At 43.0% G+C, this 22,380-nt stretch carries 22 protein-coding genes and 1 pseudogene; 3 read left to right on the top strand and 20 right to left on the bottom strand.

Translation table 11 applies throughout. The features are described from left to right. Positions 1-385 precede the first annotated feature (385 nt). Together PGQ38_RS04535 and wecB are read right to left on the bottom strand one after the other, a co-directional pair. On the bottom strand, positions 386-1,429 hold the full coding sequence (locus PGQ38_RS04535) for a hypothetical protein (RefSeq protein WP_204452170.1): 1,044 nt from the start codon (positions 1,427-1,429) through the stop codon (positions 386-388). A gap of 91 nt (positions 1,430-1,520) precedes the next feature. After that, positions 1,521-2,270: pseudogene (wecB, locus tag PGQ38_RS04530) on the bottom strand (non-hydrolyzing UDP-N-acetylglucosamine 2-epimerase); the annotation flags it as partial. Between the two features lie 237 nt (positions 2,271-2,507). Between wecB and PGQ38_RS04525 the strand changes: the two are divergent. Further along, a complete protein-coding gene (locus PGQ38_RS04525) occupies positions 2,508-2,741 on the top strand; it encodes an alpha/beta-type small acid-soluble spore protein (protein WP_118584211.1) in 234 nt (77 codons plus the stop codon). A 126-nt stretch (positions 2,742-2,867) separates the two neighbouring features. Here the strand turns inward: PGQ38_RS04525 and PGQ38_RS04520 are convergent, their stop codons facing one another. From PGQ38_RS04520 to PGQ38_RS04500, 5 genes are all read right to left on the bottom strand, one after another. Further along, positions 2,868-3,608, bottom strand: a complete 741-nt coding sequence (locus tag PGQ38_RS04520; protein ID WP_118584212.1) for a hypothetical protein — start codon at positions 3,606-3,608, stop codon at positions 2,868-2,870. Then, positions 3,602-4,312, bottom strand: a complete 711-nt coding sequence (locus PGQ38_RS04515) for an ABC transporter ATP-binding protein (RefSeq protein ID WP_118584213.1) — start codon at positions 4,310-4,312, stop codon at positions 3,602-3,604. Before PGQ38_RS04515 ends, PGQ38_RS04520 begins: the two co-directional genes overlap by 7 nt. Before the next feature lie 16 nt (positions 4,313-4,328). Further along, positions 4,329-4,685: a GntR family transcriptional regulator gene (locus PGQ38_RS04510; RefSeq protein ID WP_173719511.1), complete on the bottom strand. Its 357-nt coding sequence runs from the start codon at positions 4,683-4,685 to the stop codon at positions 4,329-4,331. A gap of 173 nt (positions 4,686-4,858) precedes the next feature. Then, positions 4,859-6,109 (bottom strand): DNA polymerase Y family protein, encoded by a 1,251-nt coding sequence (locus tag PGQ38_RS04505; RefSeq protein WP_173715590.1) that lies wholly within the window; start codon positions 6,107-6,109, stop codon positions 4,859-4,861. A gap of 214 nt (positions 6,110-6,323) precedes the next feature. Beyond that, the gene (locus PGQ38_RS04500) at positions 6,324-7,559 is read right to left on the bottom strand and encodes a galactokinase (RefSeq protein WP_148462565.1); all 1,236 of its coding nucleotides are present in this window, start codon (positions 7,557-7,559) and stop codon (positions 6,324-6,326) included. Between the two features lie 306 nt (positions 7,560-7,865). Between PGQ38_RS04500 and PGQ38_RS04495 the strand changes: the two genes are divergently transcribed. Then, a complete protein-coding gene (locus PGQ38_RS04495; RefSeq protein ID WP_118578380.1) occupies positions 7,866-8,747 on the top strand; it encodes an AraC family transcriptional regulator in 882 nt (293 codons plus the stop codon). A gap of 32 nt (positions 8,748-8,779) precedes the next feature. Here the strand turns inward: PGQ38_RS04495 and PGQ38_RS04490 are convergent, their stop codons facing one another. From PGQ38_RS04490 to PGQ38_RS04475, 4 genes are all read right to left on the bottom strand, one after another. Beyond that, entirely contained in the window at positions 8,780-8,980 is a 201-nt protein-coding gene (locus tag PGQ38_RS04490) for a hypothetical protein (RefSeq protein ID WP_187565665.1), read from the bottom strand. Then, positions 8,977-9,507 carry a EutP/PduV family microcompartment system protein gene (locus PGQ38_RS04485; RefSeq protein ID WP_187565666.1) on the bottom strand — a complete coding sequence of 177 codons (531 nt, stop codon included), beginning with the start codon at positions 9,505-9,507 and terminating at the stop codon, positions 8,977-8,979. The genes PGQ38_RS04490 and PGQ38_RS04485 overlap by 4 nt, the downstream gene beginning before the upstream one ends. 125 nt (positions 9,508-9,632) lie before the next feature. Continuing rightward, complete coding sequence (locus PGQ38_RS04480; protein WP_118578381.1) at positions 9,633-10,061, bottom strand: BMC domain-containing protein; 429 nt, start codon at positions 10,059-10,061, stop codon at positions 9,633-9,635. An 11-nt stretch (positions 10,062-10,072) separates the two neighbouring features. Further along, positions 10,073-10,438, bottom strand: a complete 366-nt coding sequence (locus tag PGQ38_RS04475) for a BMC domain-containing protein (RefSeq protein ID WP_118578382.1) — start codon at positions 10,436-10,438, stop codon at positions 10,073-10,075. A gap of 372 nt (positions 10,439-10,810) precedes the next feature. On the opposite strand from PGQ38_RS04475, the gene PGQ38_RS04470 reads away from it, so the two are divergent. Further along, a complete protein-coding gene (locus PGQ38_RS04470) occupies positions 10,811-12,181 on the top strand; it encodes an MATE family efflux transporter (protein ID WP_118578383.1) in 1,371 nt (456 codons plus the stop codon). A 166-nt stretch (positions 12,182-12,347) separates the two neighbouring features. Here PGQ38_RS04470 and PGQ38_RS04465 read toward each other — a convergent pair whose 3' ends face one another. The 9 genes from PGQ38_RS04465 to PGQ38_RS04425 form a co-directional block, all read right to left on the bottom strand. Next, entirely contained in the window at positions 12,348-13,364 is a 1,017-nt protein-coding gene (locus tag PGQ38_RS04465) for a M14 family zinc carboxypeptidase (RefSeq protein WP_243243646.1), read from the bottom strand. A 257-nt stretch (positions 13,365-13,621) separates the two neighbouring features. Beyond that, on the bottom strand, positions 13,622-15,865 hold the full coding sequence (locus PGQ38_RS04460) for a hypothetical protein (RefSeq protein WP_270430888.1): 2,244 nt from the start codon (positions 15,863-15,865) through the stop codon (positions 13,622-13,624). An 88-nt stretch (positions 15,866-15,953) separates the two neighbouring features. Then, positions 15,954-17,204 carry a glutamate-5-semialdehyde dehydrogenase gene (locus tag PGQ38_RS04455; protein ID WP_173715584.1) on the bottom strand — a complete coding sequence of 417 codons (1,251 nt, stop codon included), beginning with the start codon at positions 17,202-17,204 and terminating at the stop codon, positions 15,954-15,956. Then, positions 17,205-17,765, bottom strand: coding sequence for a 5-formyltetrahydrofolate cyclo-ligase (locus PGQ38_RS04450; protein ID WP_270430886.1), 561 nt, complete (start codon positions 17,763-17,765; stop codon positions 17,205-17,207). After that, entirely contained in the window at positions 17,743-17,964 is a 222-nt protein-coding gene (locus tag PGQ38_RS04445; protein WP_118578386.1) for a DUF896 domain-containing protein, read from the bottom strand. Before PGQ38_RS04445 ends, PGQ38_RS04450 begins: the two co-directional genes overlap by 23 nt. Before the next feature lie 84 nt (positions 17,965-18,048). Continuing rightward, positions 18,049-18,906 carry a glutamate 5-kinase gene (gene proB / locus PGQ38_RS04440; RefSeq protein ID WP_173715582.1) on the bottom strand — a complete coding sequence of 286 codons (858 nt, stop codon included), beginning with the start codon at positions 18,904-18,906 and terminating at the stop codon, positions 18,049-18,051. Positions 18,907-19,248: 342 nt separating this feature from the next. After that, the gene (locus PGQ38_RS04435) at positions 19,249-20,262 is read right to left on the bottom strand and encodes a DUF3048 domain-containing protein (protein ID WP_226814800.1); all 1,014 of its coding nucleotides are present in this window, start codon (positions 20,260-20,262) and stop codon (positions 19,249-19,251) included. A gap of 371 nt (positions 20,263-20,633) precedes the next feature. Next, positions 20,634-21,131 (bottom strand): rRNA maturation RNase YbeY, encoded by a 498-nt coding sequence (ybeY, locus tag PGQ38_RS04430; RefSeq protein ID WP_226840922.1) that lies wholly within the window; start codon positions 21,129-21,131, stop codon positions 20,634-20,636. Positions 21,132-21,302: 171 nt separating this feature from the next. Next, positions 21,303-22,322: a PhoH family protein gene (locus PGQ38_RS04425; RefSeq protein WP_118578388.1), complete on the bottom strand. Its 1,020-nt coding sequence runs from the start codon at positions 22,320-22,322 to the stop codon at positions 21,303-21,305. Positions 22,323-22,380: the final 58 nt, after the last annotated feature.

Raw genomic sequence — 22,380 nt, 5'->3', positions numbered from 1 at the left:
ATCAGTATACCTTCAAAAATATTTATTAGCATAAAATTTCCTTTCATATATGCTCGAAAAAATTTATTGGCAAAAGTAATTATCTTCAGCGATATAGTATTTATTCTATAGCTTGTTGATTATATTCCCTAATATCTATTATTCTATAATTTGTCATATTTTTATCGTGTTAGGCAAAACTAACTATCTAATTTAAAGGAAACCGTGCAAAAAGCAAGCTGTAATTTCACACGGTTTTCTTGTACTTAAGTATATCATTTACGTAATCATGTAACAATAGAATTTTTTCAACAATGCTTTGATTTTTTTCTGGACAATTGAAGTCATTGTCTAAAGAGTACATATTTAATATTCTGCAGCAATTTACAAAAAGCCGGAAGCCCGGTCAAACCAAAAATCCTGTTTTTATTTTTCTTTCATATAAACTATACAATTTCTCACATTCCATACAAATCCATCCTGCTTCGCCTGTGTATAGCGGATATTTTCGGTTCTCACAGTATTCTGCTTCATAATTTCTTATCATTTCCAAAAGGTTATTGATATCCCCCATCTGCGCAGCAGCCATTCCTGTCATTGCCCACAAAAAGCCATTTCTTTTTTTAGTCAGCTTCTGCCACTGAAACCTTTCCGTAAACTGCTTATATAATATCTTTTGCTTTTTCTTCTCTTTTACCGGAAATTCATAAATCAGCGGATAAATCTGAGCAACTCCATCCGGATAAAATTCTTTCTGGTGATACAGATCACTGTTTTCAATAATTCTCCATCTTTGATTTGCATCATCCCAGAATAGCTTTTCTATCTGTGCCTGTAGCTTATTACGCATTTCACGGATTGCCTGCACATCCTTTAGTCCTGCATGTTCTAATTCGTACAGGCCTTTCCATACTTCCAGATTATCCATCAGATAAACTGTTGTATTTTCTTCTGAGACCTGTGTAATTCCATCCTGCATCAGGCTTTGAATCTTTTTTAATGCAAGGCTGATTCCCTTTTTCCAGTATTCCGGCAGGTCTGTACTTTCTGTCTTTTCCAGATATTTTCCCATAAGAAAAAGATACATACCAAGATACCCGTCTTCGGAATCAGCCTTTTCTTTATAAATAAGTTTCCCACTCTTTTTCCTGTAGATTCCCATTTTTCCATCTGTTTCCAGCAAAATCCCGGTATGCCAGTCCAGATACCTGCCAACAGCTTTTTTCTCTGTTTCAGTAATGGGGCAGTTCTTTGTTTCTGCCAGAAGCCCCAGTGCAGCCATACATGCAAAGTATGGATTAACATCTCCGGCTTTACTTCCATTCATGTAAAATTCACCCTCAGGCCCCTGATTTTCAAGAATCCACTTTTTTTCTCCGGTCAAGACTGTTTCCAGCCATTTCTGCCGGACATCTATTTCTTTTCTCAGATTCTGATAATAAATGAACATAAGTGAAATTCCCACAGTTATGCAAAATATAATAAGTTTCATCACGTTCTTTCGATGTTTTACTTTTCTTCTGCATTAATTGTGTTTATGCTCATGCATCTATATTCTCCAGGATTTTTCTGATTTTGATACTTGCAGTCCCATCACCATAAGGATTTCTGGCCTCACTCATCCTTCTGTAAATTTCAGGTTCTGTAAGAAGCTGCCTGCATTCTCTGTAAATATCCTCCATCTTCGTGCCTGCAAGCTTTAAGGTTCCTGCTTCCACACCTTCCGGACGTTCTGTTGTATCTCGCATGACCAGCACAGGTTTTCCCAATGCCGGAGCTTCTTCCTGAATTCCGCCACTATCAGTCATGATCAGATAACTGGCTTTCATCAGGTTATGAAATTCTACCACATCCAGTGGTTCGATCAGGTGTATTCTATCACATCCACCGAATTCCTCATCTGCGATTTTTCTGACCTGCGGATTCAAATGTACAGGATAAATAACCTTCACATCTGTAAATTCCTCCACGATCCTGCGTATAGCCCGGAACATATCACGCATGGGTTCTCCCAGATTTTCCCTTCTGTGTGCTGTCACAGCAATCAGTCTGCTGCCTTTTGCCCATTCTGTTTCCGGGTGATAAAAATCATTTCGCACCGTATAGTGCAAAGCATCAATTCCTGTATTTCCTGTGACAAAAATCTGCTCTGGATCCTTACCCTCTTTCAGCAGTGCATCCGCTGCTTTCTGGGTCGGTGCAAAATGCAAGCTGGCAGTAAGTCCAATGGCCTGCCTGTTAAATTCTTCAGGATAGGGAGATTTCATATTATAAGTACGAAGTCTCGCTTCCTATCTCTATTTTTGTGTATGCAATTTTTTGTTCCTGTAATAAGATATGCTCCCAATATAAGAATTTCTACACTGAGAATGTAGCGTCAAGTTAAAACATTTTGCTGTCCGGCATATTTATTTTTTGTTGTCTTTTTTTAATCACCCCATTTATTCCCAGTGTATTTTCATTGTCAGAGTACATACTAGCAATGTAACATCAAACAAAACAACAATTAACCAAGGAGGAAAATGATTATGTCAAACAATACTTCTTCTAACAAAGCAGCTGTACCAGAAGCAAAGGGCGCATTAAATCGTTTCAAATTTGAGGTTGCAAATGAGCTGGGTGTGCCGCTTACAGACGGATACAACGGAAACCTTACTTCCAAGCAGAATGGTAGTGTAGGTGGTTATATGGTTAAAAAGATGATCGAGGCGCAGGAAAGATCCATGTCCGCAGGACAGAGCGGCCAGAGTGGTCAGTACTAATTCAAAAAACGCCTGATTAAGTAAAAAAATACAGGGTATTACTTACTCCTCAACGAGAAGCAGGTAATGCCCTGTTTTGAAATAGATCTTTTTTGACGCTCTAACCTTCTGATCCTGCGTTTTCTATTATACGCTCAGCTTCTTCTCCATGATCCAGCCGCTGATTACATACAGCACTGCCGCAATGGCAAATGATGCTGCAATATACAGGACAAAAGTAAGTTCCATACTTTTCAGAACCGGAATGAGATCCAGCAGCTTCCCAATAACAGAAGATATTACCAGGAAGATAAGGAAGCCGGCGATGCCGCTGCCTTTTTTGCCTGCAAGGACACTGGCGGATAAGATCACGGACAGGTCAGCATTCACAATGAAGACGATCCAGCTTGCCAGAAGACCAAAGAAATAGAAAGCTGCTTCTGCCGGAGTAAAAGTCACGGACCAGTTTACTTCCATAAAGGAACTCACCAGATTGATCATCTCTTTCAGACCGCCAATGTAAAGAGTTGCAACTGTCACATCAATGGCTGCCAGCGCTGCAAAAAATGCGCCTGCCATGATAATGGAAATTCCATTTTCCAGGATCTTGGCTCCCAGAATCTGATAACTGCTCTTTGGTGTGAGAAATAACATATAACTCTGTTTGGTATTCAGGTCACGATGGAGAACATTTACACTCTCTATACCAATGTAGATAACACCAAATATTGTACACATGACCAGGAAAATAATTCCCATTGCCAGAATATTATCCTTTTTCCAAAATACACCTATTAAAAATGCAATTTCTGCAACTGCTGTGATCACCAACAGAACCAGTTTGGAAAATGCGGTTTTCCGAAGCTCATATTTCATCAACTTTAACATACTTCTTCTCCTCCATGTCCATAGATTTCACGGTACAGATCCACTACGGATTTGTGTTGATTAATCCGAAGCTCCTCTACCATGCACTGATTTGCCAAAATACCATCTTTCATAAAAATGGCTGCATCTGCTACACGTTCCAGTTCGTCTACGAGATGACTGGAAACTACCAGTGTCACATCTGGATCTATGGCTTCCAGAATGCTCTTCATGATCTGGTCTCTTGCAAGAAGGTCAATGCCGTTCAACGGTTCGTCAAGCAAGTACAGCCTAGCCTCCCTTGCCATGGTAACTGCAATTTTCAGCTTGGCCATCATACCAGAGGACAGCTTCTTCGCTTTCATGTCCTCTGTAAGCTCCATGCGGGAAATCATCTGTCTGTATTTCTCCATGGAAAAATCTTCGAAAAAGTCCTCATAATATTTTCCCACATCTGAAACTGTCATCCAGTTGTAGAAATAAGGCTCCGTGGACATATAAGCAATTTCTTTTTTACTCTCTTTTCCAATGGGAGTTCCCTGATAAAGGATCTCACCGTTGGTAGGCTTTACAAGTCCTGCTACCATTTTCATCCAGGTGGTCTTGCCGCTTCCATTGGGGCCAAGCATGGCGTATACAAGGCCTGGCTCCAATTGTAAAGATACCTGATTCACAGCAGTCTTACTGCCGTATTTCTTCGTTACTTCTCTGCTCTCTAAGATCATTTTTATACACTCCTCGTCATTCCGACTGTTCTTTCTCCAGAAATCCGATTGCCTGAGCTCTGGAAAAACCAAGTTGCTCCATTCCTTCCAGGAATTCCCGGATCAGGGCTCCTGCCATCTCTTCCTTCAGCTGCTGCACTCTTTCCGGATCTTCTGTCACGAAGGTTCCCATCCCGCGTCTGGTAAAGCAGACGCCTTCCATCTCCAATTCTTTATATACGCGGCTGACTGTATTGGGATTAATGGTATATTCTACTGCCAGATCCCGCACAGATGGAAGCCTCGCACCAGGAGACAGCTTGCCTGTTACAATATCCTGCTTTATAGAATTTGCTGCCTGGAGATAAATTGGCAGCGATGAATTATATTCCATGGTTACCTCTCTTTCTGTATCACTGTCATAGCAATATAGTACACTGGAATTGTATTTTCGTCAAGCGTTTTTTTACATTTTTTTACATAAGAACAAAACAGTGTTTCCTGTGCAAAAAAAGAACATTGCATTTCCCTGCAAAAGAAATGACAATGTTCTCTTTTCTATTTCTTTTAGAATCCTTTTCCATTTTCTTCGTTTTCCATCTGCGCCTTGGCTTTTCGCCCGATTCCTGCATTGCTGTTCATAATGCTGGCCCGGGTGATCTTGTCGTTTCCAAATTTCATGCGGATGGCATCCATCGCTGCATCCAGCTTCTGGCGCTGTTCCTTTTTCGCACAGTCCTCAAACAGGGACATCTGTTCGAATCCGTCCTCAGTAAGTCCGGTGAGTGCCACTCCGATCAGACGTAATGGCTGCCCCTTCCAGAACTCTGCGAACAGTTTTCTGGCATTTGCGTAGACTTCATCAGTTACATCCGTAGCGCTTCCAAGCTTCATCTGATGGGAACGATTCTTAAAATCCAGAGTGCGGAAGGTGACAGAAATACAGGTACATTTCTTTCCTTTCCGCCTCATTCTGGTGGCTACCACATCGCATTGCTCCAATAAAATAGGCTGGATCTGCTCCATAGATACAATATCATCATTGAAAGTCTTCTCCACGCTGAAGCCTTTACTCTCCTCAGGCACTTCCAAAACCGGAGAATTGTCAATGCCTCTGGCGTACTGGAAGAGCTGATGTCCGGTCTTTTCTCCCAGAAGTGTCTGAATAGTGGACTCCCTTTCCCGAGCCAGTTCCCCTATGGTGCGGATACCGAAATCAACCAGCTTCTTTTCCGAAGCTTTTCCCAGAAATAACAGATCTCTGATGGGAAGAGGCCACATTTTTGCCGGAATTTCTTCCGGGAAAAGGGTGTGCACTTTATTTGGCTTCTCGAAGTCCGAGGCCATTTTCGCCAGCAGCTTATTGGTGGAAATTCCCACATTTACTGTAAATCCAAGCTCCTGATAAATCTTATCCTTTATCTCACAGGCTGTTGCTATGGGATCCGGGTAGATCAGGGAAGTTCCAGTCATGTCCAGAAATACCTCATCAATAGAAAAGGATTCCATTGCAGGAGCATAAGATTTACAAATTGCTTTAAATGCCTGGGAATTCTTCGTGTAAAGGCGAAAATCACTAGGTACCACTACCAGATTCGGGCATTTTCGAAGGGCCATTGCCACGGGCTCACCAGTCTGTACTCCGTATTTCTTGGCAGGAATGGATTTCGCAACTATGATTCCGGTACGTGTCCTGGGATCACCGCCTACTGCAGACGGAATTTCCCGCAGATCCGGCTCACCTGCCTTTACTCTGCTCGCTGCCTCCCAGGAAAGAAAAGCGCTGTTCACATCAACATGAAAAATCAATCTTTCCATCTGATTCTCCTTCTTTCGTATTTTCCTTTATTTCCGAAAATTCTGTGATAGACTCAATATAGCACGTCAGAAGGAAATATGTCCAGATTCTTTATGTATATATTACGCAAATACGGTAACACAAAAAGACTGTAAAAGTTCTAAACTGGCTGTCATAGCGAAAAGCTGCTGCGAAAAAGGTCACCTTTAGTTCAGATAACTCAGAATATTGTCATTATCCAATGTGAACAGCTCCAATTGCGCGGATATCCATTGGATAAACGTTCTCTCTGCCAACATACTGGGAAATGTATTCTACATAATTCTCCATTTCATTTTCCGGTACAACAGCTGCAATAACACCGGCAAATCCGCCGCCATGTACTCGGCAGATACCGCCGCCGATCTTGTTCAGGAACAGCTGGGTAAGAGCAAGAACCAACGGGATCTTCTGCTCGTGGCAGTCTTTCATGCAGTAGCAGTTCTGAAGCAGTTCCCAGGACGATCTTCCGGATTCATCCATCAGCTTCAAAAATTCCTCGTAATCTGCCTTACCAATTGCCTCTGCTGCCCGTTCTACACGGGAAGTCTCTTCAAAGAAGTGAATGGAACGGAGAATTGCTCTGTCGTCCTGAATCTCGTTTACATGTGCAAGCAGATTTTCAAGAGTAGTCTCATGAAGAAGCTCTGCACCAAGTACCTTGGCTGCTGCTTTCATCTCACCTGGAATCTCAGAGTACTCCTGGCTGAGATCTGCATGGCCTTTTCCGGTGTTTACAATAACCAGTTTGTGATCAAATTTTCCATAGGAGAAGTCCAGCTTGCTGTATTTCAGATCATTTCTGTCTGCAAAGTCGAAGAGAACCGGACCACCAACTGCACATGCCATCTGATCCATCATTCCGGAAGCTTTATCCCAGTATACGTTCTCTGCGTACTGACCAATCTTTGCATAGTCTGTGTAAGTCATCTTGCTGTCGTTAAAGAAGTAATCGATGATTACGCAGATCAGCATTTCAAAGGATGCAGAGGAACTTACTCCTGCTGCTGCGATCACGTTGGTGCTTACATAGGCATCAAAACCAGCTGTCTGAAAGCCATTCTTCTTCGCACCTTCCATCATACCGGCAACCAGGGCAAAGGTTCCTTTCGGATAGTTGGCTCTGCTGATCTTGTCAAGATCAACTACGATCTCATCTCTGTAGCCTTCACTTGTAATGTGGATCACGTTGGTTCCATTCGGTGCAGCTGCGCCGATGGTATCCAGATTGATACTTCCTGCGATTACCTTGCCGCCGTTGTGGTCAACATGGTTTCCGATGATTTCTGTTCTTCCAGGGGAAGTAAAGAAATCTGCATGGTCATGTTTGTAGATTCTGGCAAAGTTGTCTGCTAGATTCTGGAAACGAGCTGCGCAGGCACTGTTCTCTCCATAGATTTTCTCAAGGTTTGCTTTTTCTGGTAAATTCATGGTCTCATTCTCCTATTTTTGTTAATATTGTTATAATTTTACATTCTGTACTCCAGCTGCCTCAGTGCATATTTTCCGCTTCATCTGTGCTTATCCGGATCTCTCATCAAGTTAATTTCATTTTACATGCATTTCCTTTGCATTACCTTAAATAACTTGCGAAAAACAAGTAATATATTGCGTTTTTATCTTTAACAGATGTATAATACAGGTAAATTTATGCGTTTTATTGTAGTTCTCTATTTTTGAACATATGGAATTCTATACAGTCCACAGGATATGAAATTTTTTCTCGGGAGGTTTGGCATGCAGATCATAACCAATCAGTTTCAAAAAGAATTAAAACAGCACGGCAATGAACAGTTTCCATTCCTGGTCAGCTACCAGAAACTTTCAGAATATGAGTCTGGTTCCTTTATGTGGCACTGGCACCCGGAAATAGAGATTACTTATGTGCAAAAAGGCACTATGTGCTACAAGGTCAACCATATGGTTTACCACTTAAAAGAAGGAGATATTGTATTTAACAACTCCGGTGCCCTTCACTCTGGCACAATGGAAAATCAGAAGGACTGCGCTTATATTCCTGTAACTTTTGATTCCAGGCTGATTTATGGATTTTTCCAAAGCACTGTCAACAGCAAATATGTAGATCCTGTCATTCAGGATTCTATGCTCCCTGCCATCTGTATCGACCAGAGTGAGCCCTGGCACAAGCCTTTTCGCGAATATCTTCTCCGCATTATTGATCTGGATGAAAAGAAACCGGATTTTTATGAGCTGGACATTACCATCTGCCTGCAATCCATGTGGCGGCTTCTTCTGGAGCATATTACCTACGAACCCCAGGCTTCCAGGGAAAACTCTCTGGAATACGACCGAATCAAGAAGATTCTGTCCTACATAGAAGAAAATTATCAAAATAAGATCACCTTAAATGACATCGCCGGACACATCCACCTGTGTGAAAGCGAATGTACCCGGCTTTTTAAACGTCATATGAATACTACCTTGTTTGCCTTTTTGCAGGAATATCGGATCGAGCGCAGCCTGGAGTTTTTGCAGGATGACCAGCCTGTCAGCGCGGTGGCTGACAAGGCTGGATTTTCAGATCCCAATTATTATTCCAAAGTTTTTGCCAAAATAAAGGGATGCAGTCCCCGAGAATATCGAAATCATAGATTTTAATTTGAACTGGTGGTTGCTAACTTATTTTCCAATTATTGCACCAATATCTGATATAATATGATCGGTGAACCGTCGGTGGGGATTCTATCAGAACTACTATCTGTTGTTAATTCTGTGGTTTCTCCTACTGCTATTTCTATTTTAGGAATTGCAATTTCAGGCTCCGGTTCCTCTTCCGGGGGATTTATCTGTAAATTGTAATCTCCGGCAATACGGTAATGAGACTCTCTCAAGCAATTTCTTCCGGATAAGCCACTCCCTCTGGAAGAGGATCCCACTCGTTCAGACCAAGGCTCTGTTTGAATTTCGCCTGTTCCAATGTAAGCTTCGGGGTATCCTCCTGCAGATATTCCATCAACTCATCAATTCCCTCTCTGGTCACATTATTCACCATAAAAATGCGTTCACATCCAGCGTTGATCAGCCATTGTCTCACCATAGGGATATTGGCATATGGTGAATCAATTTTTGTGATAATGCCAATAAGAGGACGAAGGATAAAAGAGCGGCAGCTTGCACCAAACAGATTAAATGGCTCATCTGCAGCCTGCACAATTGCCACCACATCTGCCTCAAAGGAAAAACATGCAAGTCCTACACTGAATCTTTTTGACTCTGCATACTCCCCCGGAGAGTCAATGGTATCGTCATTGGAATTGGTATATTGTGTTTTTATATAATGAAGCTCCTCGCCTTTTAGTGCCTGCGTCAGTGAGGTCTTGCCGGCCTCACTTCTTCCCATCAAAAAAATTTTCTTCATCGAATTGTATTTCCCCTGTTTTCAATAAACCTTACTTGTAAAAATACAGCAGTGCATTATTTTTACATTTGCATATCATAATATCGTATCCATAAGCTGCTGTTCCCGCAGCCATAAGGTATCTGTCAGCTTCTGTGAACCGCACATGTTTTAAAGCCTAACTCTCTGTCAAAGAAACGTACGACCTCTTCCACAGCAGTCTGCACCTGGGACAATCCTCCTGTAATGATCAGAGAACCGCAAAAACGATCCATAAACCCGATCTGTACATCTGCACTCTTCATGGCAACATCTGCAGCTACCACAACCGCTTCCCAGGGAGTAAAACGGATCAGACCAATGGATTCTCCTGTGTGGTCTTCCCCCTCATGAACTCCAATATGCAGTCCCAGATTTTCATAAATACAAGATTGGGAAGGACTGATCACATGGGCAAGACAAACTTCCTTTCCCGGTACACGCACACGAGTCATACGAAGCTTCTTCCCCTTCAGATGTTCATAATCATCATGGAATAGCATTTCCAGCAGCTCTTCCTTCGTTATTCGCTCCATGCTTCTACTTCCTATCGTTTCGTAATATTGCAGACCACATATCCCAGAGAATCCCGGAAATAATTTACGATCTCAGTCATTGCAGACATTACATCAGAAATCTCTCCTGTAATGATCAAAGTCCCTGTAAACCGGTCTGCAAATCCAAGATAAACATTACCGCTCTTCACCGCAATATCAGAAGCGATAACTGCGGATTCCGGAGGTGTCATATTCATGATTCCAATTGCAGAGGAACGATAATCCAGCTGCGGATTCAACCCAAGCTTCTGATAAATGATCGGTGCCGGTCCTCCCATTACATGGGCAAAAGTAATCTCCTTACCAGCCACAGTCTCCTGCACGATTCTGATCTGTTCTCCATGTTCATTCGCCATTTATATGAATGCCTCTCTTTCAAAAAAATATCTTCACGTTATATTTGATTTTACCATTTATGAGAGCAAATAGCAAGCAAAACCAACATATCAGTCAAAATTCCTAAACATTTTTCGAGAAAAAGTGTGGTTTCTTGAACATTATGGCATTAAATGCCTTTAAAATAGTCAAAAATAAAATAGTGACAGATAATCCGCAGTGTGATAAAATAATTTTCGCTTCCAGAGTATGTAAAAAAATGCAATCTGCAAAATGTGCGTTATATTTTGTGGGAATGATTTTTCAAACAGACTCTGACACACTCTAATATGTAAGTAATTTAGTAACACTTTTTATTTACGATTTCTATATTTCTCAATAAGGAGTTTTTTATGGAAAAAGATATGACAAAAGGCCGGCCTTTGCCGGTAATCCTGAAATTTATGCTTCCTCTTATTATTGGAAACATTTTTCAGCAGCTCTATAATATGGCAGATACGATTATTGTAGGACGCTATGTAGGCGCGGATGCCCTTGCGGCAGTCGGATCCACCGGAACGATCATGTTTCTTACTGTGGGCTTCTCGCAGGGAATCACAGCTGGTTTCTCCGTACTCACCGCTCAGCGCTTCGGTGCCAAAGATACCGAAGGGGTAAAGATCAGTGTAGCTAACGGAATTCTTCTTTCCCTGATTTTTACCGTAATCATCAGTTCTTTAAGTTTGCTGGGCATGCGCCCTCTTCTGAAGCTGATGAACACACCTGACAACATTTTTCAGGATGCATATACCTACATTATGATCATCAGCGCCGGAATCATCGCCACTATTTTTTACAACCTGTTTTCCTCTTACCTGCGTGCAGTTGGAAACAGTAAGATTCCGCTGGTATTTCTTGTATTTTCCGCAGCTTTAAATGTAATTCTGGATCTGGTACTGATTATCAATTTTAAAATGGGCGTTGCCGGAGCAGCATGGGCAACCATTATTTCTCAGGGCGTTTCCGCAATACTCTGTTTGGTCTACATCTATATACGTATGCCTTCTCTTGCCCCAAACAGAAGACATTGGAGGCTTCACGGCCAGGAGAGCCGTAACCAGCTGGCTATGGGAATTCCTATGGCATTGCAGTTTGCAATTACAGCTTCCGGTACTATGGTCATGCAATCTGCCATCAATCTTTTCGGTTCCGATGCCGTTGCCTCTTTTACGGCAGCCAGCAAGGTGCAGAACCTGGTAACCCAGGGAATGATGGCTATGGGACAGACTATGGCGACATATAGTGGACAGAACTTCGGAAAGGGTGATATCAAGAGAATCCGCCAGGGTGTTAAAGCGTCTCTGGAAGCTTCTGTTGTATATGCTCTTGCAGCAGCCGTGCTGGTTTGTATTCTTCTGAAACCAGCTCTTGGACTTTTCTTCACTGGAAATGTGGATATGAACAGCATGCTTCCATGGGCAAAAACTTACATTTATATGAGTGTGATCTTTTACATTCCTTTAAGCAGTATTTTCGTATTCCGAAATACCATGCAGGGCTGCGGATATGGATTCCTGCCTATGATGGGTGGTGTTTCTGAATTGGTTGCACGTCTGGTTGTAGCAATGATTTCCATGGCGGTAGGAAGTTATGCACTTGCATGCTTCTGTGACCCGGCAGCGTGGGTTACAGCAGCAGTATTTACCGGTGTTTCCTATCTTTTTGTCATGAAAGATATCCGCAGGAAATACGAAAGACCGGAAACTGCTACTTCCGAAAAATAATCATTTCGGATGCGCATGGCAATCTTCTATGCGTTTCGTAAACGCCAAAAAACAAATCATATACTAAAAGGAGATGTTTCGATTATTTCGGACATCTCCTTTTATGGTTACCGGCCAGCTTTCTCCGGTAATTATTTTACAAAAGCTCACCTGCAAACAATAACATTTAATTGTCTAATGAAAATATATATTCCAATGGAAGCAAATGTATTTCCTCATATACTGCCTTTTTATCCTCTTCAACGCCTCTTCCATTTCCGCTTTGAGCTGGTACTTTAATACGAAATGCCGGCTGTTTTTTCGTTTGAATATAGTATTGTTCCGGGGTTCCCATTCCCTTAAATTTTTCCCTGGCCGATTCGATCATCTGTTCCCTTTCCAGATGATAGGAAGAAGATTTCTGCATATGTCTTGCCAGCCGGTAGGATTTCGGAAGACTTCCCACTCCCTGCTGACAGTGATAATAAATGATTTCCCTTCCGGATTGAGCAAACGTCAAAAGTCCTCTTCCATCATATTCCTGAATGATCCGGATCAATGCCTTTGTCTCATTCTCGCTGGCTGGTTCCTCTCCCATACGTGAACGGATATAATGAACCGTTGGAAAATTATGTGAAATATCCATTCCACGGGCATTATATCCAAAATCCTCAGCAGGAATGCTTTGCATACGAAGCATTTGACGGTAAACTGGATTTCGAATAGCACCAAAGCCATTCTGGCGGATTTCATAACCATCCGGGTTTAAAATCGGAATCAGACAGATCCTTATTTTATCAAGGAGTTTTTTCACTTCATAAAATTCATCCAGCTTCCAACCGCATTCGTAGGCCCTGCAGTATTCTCCTGCCATTTTCAGAAGAAGTTCCGGCAAAAGAGCCTGAGTTCCATTAATTCCAGCCACACAGAAGATCATCTGTGCGCCGGTGCCAACTTCCAGCATTGGGATCATTCTCTCGTCATGACTGTTTCCAATCACGCGAAACTGGCAAAAGCTGCTGTAGCGTCCAGCTATTTCCCATAAAGAATAATATATGTTTTCAAATGACAGCGATGTTTGTACCATATCTGCATCTGTCGGTTGTACTTTCTTTTGTATATTTACTTTCGGCATGTCACTGACAGCCGTTTTATTCTGTGGGAACAATTCTTTTCTGACTGACAATACGCTTTCTGACAACATATTTTACCTCCTGCAGCAGGAAAAAACTCAGGCGGCATTTCATCTCTAGAGCGTGTTTGAAAAATCATTCCAACAAAGTGTAACGTACATCTTGCAGAAGGCCTTTTTTTACACGCTATAGCCTGTCCCCCCGCTGCCTGTATTATTATATGCAAAAAGGCAGGTCAAAAGACCTGCCTAATGTATGTTTCTTATTATTTTGCTGTCAGAAAAACTTCTGATCAAAATGCATGGTTATTCATATGCCATAGATTTTCTTAGATTTCTTTTTTTCTCTTTCTGACGATAACATAACCTCCAGCTACCAGAGAAAGACTTGCAAGCATCATCATAGTGGCAATCGGGGAGTTATCGGCTGTTCTCGCGTTTGTTGCAGATGTAGAACCGGTATCGCTGTCTGTTCCGTCATGGTTCTCTGCATCATCGCCATCTGTTCCATCTCCATCGCCGCTACCTGTTCCGTTATAATCATAACCGCCGGAACCAGAACCGGCTGTTGCAGTTGGCGTGATTGTGCCGGATGGAGTTACTGTGAAGTCGATTGCCTTGGACTTAAATTCTGTAGGGAGAGCTTCCTTCACGCCGGTAGCTTCCCATTCGGATCCATTGTATATGTACTTCTGGAAGAAGATATACATTCTAAAGGTCTTCGCCTGCTTGATACCATTTACATTTCCGATAGACCAGCTCTTCTGATATCCGGTGTCAATGTTCTTCGCGGACATGCTCCAGCCATACGGGATCCACTTGGTATCACCTTTGATCGGGTTTGTATTGTCAGTTCCGGCGCCAGTTACTGTGAAATTGTACATCTGCTTCGGGTAGAATGCCAGTGCTTTTTCAAGACCTGTTACCTTGCTTTCGCTGACAGACGGGTTAATGGTTGCACGAGTAGTTGGCGTCGGTGTAGTAGTAATCGGAGTTTCTGTGGGAGTGCTTGCTTTCGCCTTTAATGTGAGTACAAGTGGCGCAACTGCTTCAAGTCCCTTGGAATCCTCAGCATATACAACTACTTTAATGGCTGTATCATAAGCTACATCTGTCAACTGTACACTTGCAGAGCTTGCAATATCTCCAGAGCTCTTATAATTGCTCTTTACTGCTTCGAATCCAGGTGTAGAATCAGATTTCTTCACCCAGGTCACATAATATCTTCCTCCAACACCAGCATCATTGGTATGGAAGGTCAGATCAACAGTATGCTCATACGCCTTATTCCAGGAAATAGAATCTGCGGTCAGCGTCATAGTACTAACAGGAGCTGTAACAGACTCAAGTGCTCCAGTCTGGTTGTTAATGGTATACTCTGTAGTGTCCAGATAATGAACATGTGCCAGAATATTCTCCATAGTAGTAAGTGCAGTACCATTCGCATCCGTACCGACCTTTACAATAATCTTTCCGGCAGCTGCGTCACTTCTTCTTACCTGAAGGTCTGCTGTTTCAGCAAGCTGGCCAATTGCTGCGATACATGCGTTATCACCGCCTAAAACAATACTGTTATCATTAAGACCATCGTCCTTGTTATCCTTTACAATTACGGCGCCGGAAACACGGATCTCGCCCAGACTGTAAATAGCTCCACCTGTAATTTCAGCAGCTTCATTTACAATACCTTCAGACTGGTTTCCTGTGATAGTACCACCTGCCAGTCCGATGCTTCCGCCAGAATTACAGATTGCAGCTCCCGGCGCACTGGTTCTGTTTCCTGTCAGGGTTACACCATCGGACAATCCGAAGTAACCGCCCTCCACAGAAATAATGGAGCCTGTTGCATCCCCCTGGTCAAGTGCTCCTGTTACAGTCAGACTTAAAACAGTCTCACCCTCCTTGCCTGTACCAAACTGGAAAGAAGTGGACTCATCTTTTACTTTAAACATATCTCCTAAAAATCCGGCTGCACGTTTAATAGTAGTTCCATCCGCAGCTGCTGCAATAGAGATATTCTTATTCTGATCGATCACAACAGTCTCACTGATCTCTACAGTTCCGGTTACAAGGATCTGGGTAACTTCACCATCCTTGCCAATATTAACCGGGGCTGCCGCAATTGCCTCTGCTAATGTGGAATAGGATGTCTGGGTTCCATCTGCTGCCTTCAGGATAATCTGACCAGTGGTCTCAGGAGTAGGGGTAGCACTCTCCTCTTCCTCCAAAGTCAGCTCAGCAGTATCTCCGCTGTTAAAGCCATCATCCACAACCGCATCCGCTGCCTGAGCTGGTTCTGCTGCCGGTGTGTCTGCAGCTGCCTGGGTTGGTTCTGCAGTCGGCGTATCTGCTGCCTGTGCAGGTTCTTCCACAGGTGTATCTGCTGCGGCATCTGAAATATCCTGCACTGGTTCAGCTGCTGCTTCTCCTTCTTCTGACTCTGCGGCAACAGCTACTGTGTCCTCTATTGTCACGGTCTGGGTATCTGCCTCTGCAAATGCCATTGTCACCGGAGACATTCCGGCTACAAGGCTTCCCGCCATAATGAATACCAAAAGTTGCTTTTTCTTCATTTTAAAAAGTCCTCCTTATAAATGAGTCCCCCATATTAAATATTAACATCGAAGTCTAGTATAACATATCTCAGTTCAAAAATCAAACCTAAGGACGAATCTGTCCGTTTCCATAAATGATATATTTTGTGGAAGTAAGTGCCAGAAGTCCCATGGGGCCACGGGCATGAAGCTTCTGGGTGCTGATTCCGATCTCGGCACCAAAACCAAACTCAAAACCATCCGTAAATCTTGTAGAAGCATTCACATATACAGCAGCTGCATCTACTTCATCCAGGAATTTCTGGGCATTGTTGTAATCTCTGGTAATAATTGCCTCTGAATGGCCTGTATTGTAGCGATTGATGTGGCGAATCGCTTCATCTGCAGATCCAACTACTTTTATAGAAAGTATATAGTCCAGATATTCTGTACCCCAGTCTTCCTCAGTGGCAGTGACTGCGTCTGGGATCAAAGCCTTCGCTTCCTCGTCAGCACGCATCTCCACATTCTTTGTCCGAAGGCGCTCTGCAAGAACCGGAAGGAAAGCATCCTTCACTTTCTCATGCACCAGAAGAGACTCACAGGCATTGCAGACACCCACCCGCTGTGTCTTGGCATTCATCACAATGTCTGCCGCCATCTGAAGATCTGCGCTCTCATCCACATAAATATGGCAGTTTCCGGTACCAGTTTCGATTACAGGAATCGTGCTGTTATTTACTACTGCTTTAATAAGACCTTTGCCTCCTCGTGGAATCAGTACATCCACATATTCATTCATCTTCATGAATTCTCCGGCAGTCTCTCTTGAAGTATCAGAGATCAGCTGGATCGCATCTTTCGTAATTCCATTCTCATCCAGGGTTCTGCGGATGCAATCCACAATAGCAGTATTGGAATGGATGGCATCACTACCACCCTTTAAGATCACCACGTTGCCAGTTTTAAAGCAAAGGGCAAAAGCATCTGCTGTCACATTTGGTCTTGCCTCGTAGATGATTCCGATCACTCCAAGAGGGACTCTCTTCTGTCCAATGAGAAGTCCGTTGGGACGTTTTTTCATCCCGGTCACTTCCCCGATAGGATCTTCCAGTGCCGCAACCTGACGAAGCCCCTCTGCCATGCTTGCAATTCTGGCTTCTGTCAACATCAAACGGTCTACCAGTCCTTCTGGCATCTGATTCTTCCTGCCATTCTCTACATCAATGGCATTTGCTGTAAGAAGTGCTTTCGAATCTGCAACAAGGCTGTCTGCAACAGCCTCCAGAACCTGATTTTTCTTAGCTGTATCAAGGTTTCGAAGAACGATTTCTGCCTCTTTGGCATTCCTGCCAAGAGTTTCCAGCATTTCATTCATTTATAAGTCCTCCCTCCGGTAAACTTTACTCTGTGTCACAATGATCTGAGGACAAATGTCCGTAGGTTCTGTGGGCACCAGATCAAGGATCTGAAAATCAAAAGCCACTGCCAGTCTGGTAATATCAGGATGTTTTTCTAAAAAGCGGTCATAAAAGCCGCCGCCATATCCCACTCTGTTGTTCTCAGGATCAAAAGCTACACCAGGCATGACCATAAGAGCATCCTCCCACTTCACGATCTCGCCTCTGACAGGCTCCGGAATTCCAAAATATCCAGGCTCTAGCTGAGAAAAATCAGTAAGGCGGCAAAAAATCATATCCTTTCCCACAACCTTCGGGACTGCCACTTCTTTTCCTGCTTTCCAGGCTTCCTCAATGATATATCTGGTCATTACTTCATGATTGTAATCTGCATAAGCCAGAATATGCTTAGCCTTCACAAACTCTGAGAGTTTCAGCACCTGATCTGTAATCTGATGGCTCCATTCTTCTACCTGCGCATCGCTGCACTGCTTTCTGGCTGCAAAAATCTGCTTTCTAATGAGTCTTTTTTCTTCCATATCTTTCTCCAAGATTCACAACCGTACCATCGGCTTCCTTTACATCAATATTATCCAGCTGATTTCTAAGGTTCATCTTAATGGTGGCAATATACTCCTTGCGCAGCTCTGCCTGTTCTTTTTTCTCTTCTTCTGTAAGGCCTACGCTCTGTGCCTTATGGTGAAGGGTGTTGATTCTGTCGATTTTTGTGCTGTCCATAATATACTCCTCCTGAGAATGTTCTATGTAATTTTAATTTATACAAAAACTTAAAGCAATTGTAACTGTGAAGATACTGAACAGTTACAGCAATTTTTCAATATAATCGATCAGGAAAAACTCTTCCTTTTTCTTTCCAACAAACAATGTACCGCAGGGGTCGCCCTCCACAATGCGGTGAATATTATGAAAATCGCCGCCATTGGCAATTACCATGTCGGTACCGGCAGCTGTGGCAATTCTGGCAGCTGTAAGCTTGGTAGCCATTCCTCCAGTGCCCACTTTGCTTCCGGAGGAGCATTTTCCCATGTTAAGAAGTTCATCGTCCAATGTTTCTACCATGTCAATAAATTTCGCATCTGGATTTGTATTCGGATCATCTGTAAAAAGTCCGTCTATGTCTGACATAAGGATCAGAAGATCTGCCCCTATAAGAGCAGCTACCACTGCAGAAAGGGTATCGTTGTCTCCGAATTTTTCCAGAGACTGAAGCTCATAGGTGGAAATAGAGTCATTCTCATTAACAATAGGGATCACACCCATGGATAAAAGCTCATTAAACGTGTTCTCTGCATTTTTGCGGTTGGCGTTGTTTACCATGGTATTTTTGGTCATCAGGATCTGACCTGCCATCTGATTGTATTCTCCAAACAGCTTCTGGTAAATCATCATAAGTCTGGCCTGTCCAACCGCTGCACACGCCTGCTTCTGACGAGGCTCCTGTGGCTTCTCTTTAAATCCAAGAGCTGCTGCTCCAACAGCGATGGCTCCTGAAGATACCAGAACCACATCCTTACCCTGATTTCGAAGATCGCCCAATTCCCTTACCAGAATCTCCAGTTTCCGAAGATTCAGCTTGCCAGTTTCAGCATGGGTAAGAGAGGAACTTCCAATCTTGATTACAATACGTTTTTTATCTTTCAGTCTTTCCCGATCATTCATTTTATTTGTCAACTCCGTTATTATGTTTCCATGTAGTTTTCATACATATCAATTTCTTATCTTACATCATTTTTTTCATTTCGTCCATGGTTTCAGGTAAACAGTTCTTAATTTCAGAAAAATTTCACATTTTAACGTGTAGAATTATTGTTTCTGTAAAATATTGCATAGTCTGAAAGAGCTCTACCGTGTTTTGATCGTCCTATCACTTTTGCAAATCAAGTCAAAACGCGTTCATTTGCATCATGCGCTCGTGCAGACAGGCTCTAGAGCATGTTTTTCACGTAAATACAAAAGAGGAACGCCTTATCTTATGACGTCCCTCTCCATTTTTAATTTATTTTACTGTAAAGACACAGAACCTACAGAATCATTCAGCACGATCTCGACCCATGTTTTTCCAGGATTCAGCTGAATCTCCTGATTATTGGAATCATAATAATGAGTGATTCCCCACTGGGAATCCTTTGTCCAGTGGATGTCGATTGCCTTGCCTCTGGTGATGTATTTGCCCTCACCTCCGGACTGGGTATCTACGTTCAGATAACCATTTGGATCATATGGAACATAGTTGGAATACTGTAAAATAATATTCTCACATGTCAGCTGATTACCTGTGTTCTGGTCAATATGCGGTGCATTAAACTGGAAGCGGCTGTACTCCTTAGTCTCTGCATTGTACTCAAACCACGGATGGTTATAAGCGAAATTATCAAGCTTCACAACATTTGCAGAAACTCCGTCATCCAGGGTTGTCTCAGTTCCTTCCGGTGCAAACTGGAAATGACCATTATAGTCCTCTTTATAATCCTGGCTATAGCCCTGGCTCTGGATTCCTGCCTGAAGATGGGAGAAATCAGTGTAAGCATTGTGCGGTGCTACACGGTCAGTGCTGCGATAGTAAGCATTTCCAAGTGTAAGTCCGTTCAGATTGTCGATCAGGTGCTGGTCCAGATACTGAAGTGCATATACAGCCTGTCCATAATGAGAATAGATGGCATCATACTCATTTGCATAGAACAGGAAGTAATCACGGCAGCTTCGCACAGAACCGATCCTTGGAATATTGTCATAGTCCTCGATGATCGCCATGAGACGGGTGATGCTTCCCTCTACCGGTGCTTCATAAATGACTCCTGCGTTCTCAGTTCCGCTCTGTGGAGCGCCATTGGTATCGTTGCCAAGCATAACTGCGATGGGACGTCTGTGGCCAATGCCGACAGATACATCCTCTCCGGTAAGATAACTCTTCACGGTATCTGTCCCGGCTTCCTCTGCCTGTACCGCTACTGTGGATCCTGCAAGTGCGCAGGAAAGCAACATTCCTGTGAGAAGTTTAAATATTTTTTTCTTCATGTCTTCTCCTCCTTATGCATATATATTTAACCTTCTAACTGAACAGAAACTGCAGAAACCGCCACTTATAAATACATCCGGAATGGTAATGCCACCTGCTGATGACATCACCTTATATGAAAATCAGTCGCTTTGCAACTGCCATCCGGAACTTTCATAGTAACTTATTCACGGCAAACGTTACTGTTCACTCCGTTCACAGTAACGCGCTTCGCGATGCACAGAAATCATGCTTTGCATGATTTCGCGCCGCAACTCTCGGGTTTTCTGTGAACTTTGTTCACAAAAAACACCTCGCGGAACGTTACCAGTGAACAGTAACCGGCAAACAGCAAAAGCCTCTCCAGTTATAGGGTCATGCACAAAAAAATTTAACGGGTAATTCCAAGTTCCTCCAGTGCCTTCGCCTGGCGTGCTTCCATATCTGCGGCTTCCTCCGGAGTCATGTGATCGTATCCCAGAAGGTGTAGCATACTATGTGCAACTAGGAAGCAAAATTCCCTCTTTACACTGTGTCCATACTCTTCTGCCTGGGCAGCAGCACGTTCTGCAGAAATCATAATATCTCCCAGAAGAAGCTCTCCACTGTCAAGATCAAAGCAGGACTCATCATCTTCAGCCACAGAATAATCTGCCGGTGTCTCAAATGGCAGCATTGGAAAAGAAAGAACATCAGTAGCTCTCTCAATGCCACGGAACTCTGTATTTACCCTTTTAATCTCTTCATTATCTGTGAGAACCAAATTTACCTGTGCATCCCATGGACATTTCTCCATGTCAAGCACCTTCTCTGCAACCATCTTCGCAAGCGCCGGACAGTCAAGTCCAAGGTCAAAATCGGTCTCGCATTCGTATTCTATTGTTACCAAAACTTATTCCTCCTGTATGACATCTGCCTGATTTCTCAAACAGGCGACACCATATGTTCAATTTTACTATTTTGTTTGAATTATTCTGTAAAATTCACATTTCAGTTTCAAATTAATCTTCCCACAGGATATTGATTGTCATTTACTGAAAATTTTGTCCTGGCTTCCCAATTACCGGCTTGTCCGCCGAACTGCCCGCTTCTGGGTCTTTTCCTGGGCTTTCGCTTCCTCTTTCTCAAATGCTTTAACAATGTCCTTCACGATCTTGCAGCGGACAACATCACGGTTCGTCAGGGAAATAGTAGCAATATCGTCTACATTTTTCAAAATAGAAGCACACTTCTGAAGTCCGGAATCCGTCTCTTTGGAAAGGTCGATCTGTGTTACATCGCCGGTAAGAATCATCTTAGAACCAGTACCAATACGGGTAAGTGCCATTTTCAAAATAGGAAGTGTGGCATTCTGGCTCTCATCAATGATGATCATACTGTTATTCAAAGTACGGCCTCGCATATATGCAAGAGGTGCAACCTCAATGATTCCCCGTTCTCTTAACTTCGCAGCCTGATCTGGCCCGAATACGTCATTTAGTGCATCGTAAAGCGGCTTCAGATAAGGATCAACCTTCTCCTGTAAATCTCCCGGAAGGAAACCAAGCTTCTCGCCCGCTTCAATGGCCGGACGGCTGAGAATGATTCTCTCAATCTCGTCATTCCGGTACAGCTCTGCCGCATAAGCAACTGCCAGGTATGTTTTACCTGTACCGGCAGGTCCGATACAGATAGTAACCGTATTGTTCTTCAAAGCAGTGATATAATTTTTCTGTCCAATTGTCTTAGTTCGAATTGGAATATTCTTATAATTCAAAGTCACTGCATCCCCCAGCACCTTGCGGGTGCTGTCTGCAATATCCTCCTCGCTGTCATCCTCTTCCTCGGTCTCATCCAGAAAACGATGGATCATATCCACGGAAAGCTGCTGCTGTTTTTCAAGAGCTTCCTTCATGGCTTCAATAATATTCACAGCTGAATGTATCCTGCCGTCATTAGTCCCACTTACGGTAATGCAGGAATTTCTCTGGGTAATGGATACGCCAAGACGATTCTCAATCACCTTGATCAGCTTATCATTGATTCCAAAAAGCTCCTGTAAAATATCTAATGAGTCAATCTCTATATTCGTGGATTTCAAAAACTGCTCCTCCTTGTGTCTGTTCAAAAATATCTCTGGGTAAAAGTATACCACTCTA

This window comes from Blautia faecis (assembly GCF_027662325.1).
GTDB classification, from domain to species: domain Bacteria; phylum Bacillota; class Clostridia; order Lachnospirales; family Lachnospiraceae; genus Blautia_A; species Blautia_A faecis.
The sequence above is the reverse complement of the archived record's forward strand: the minus strand, read 5'-3'. Positions and strand labels throughout refer to the sequence as shown.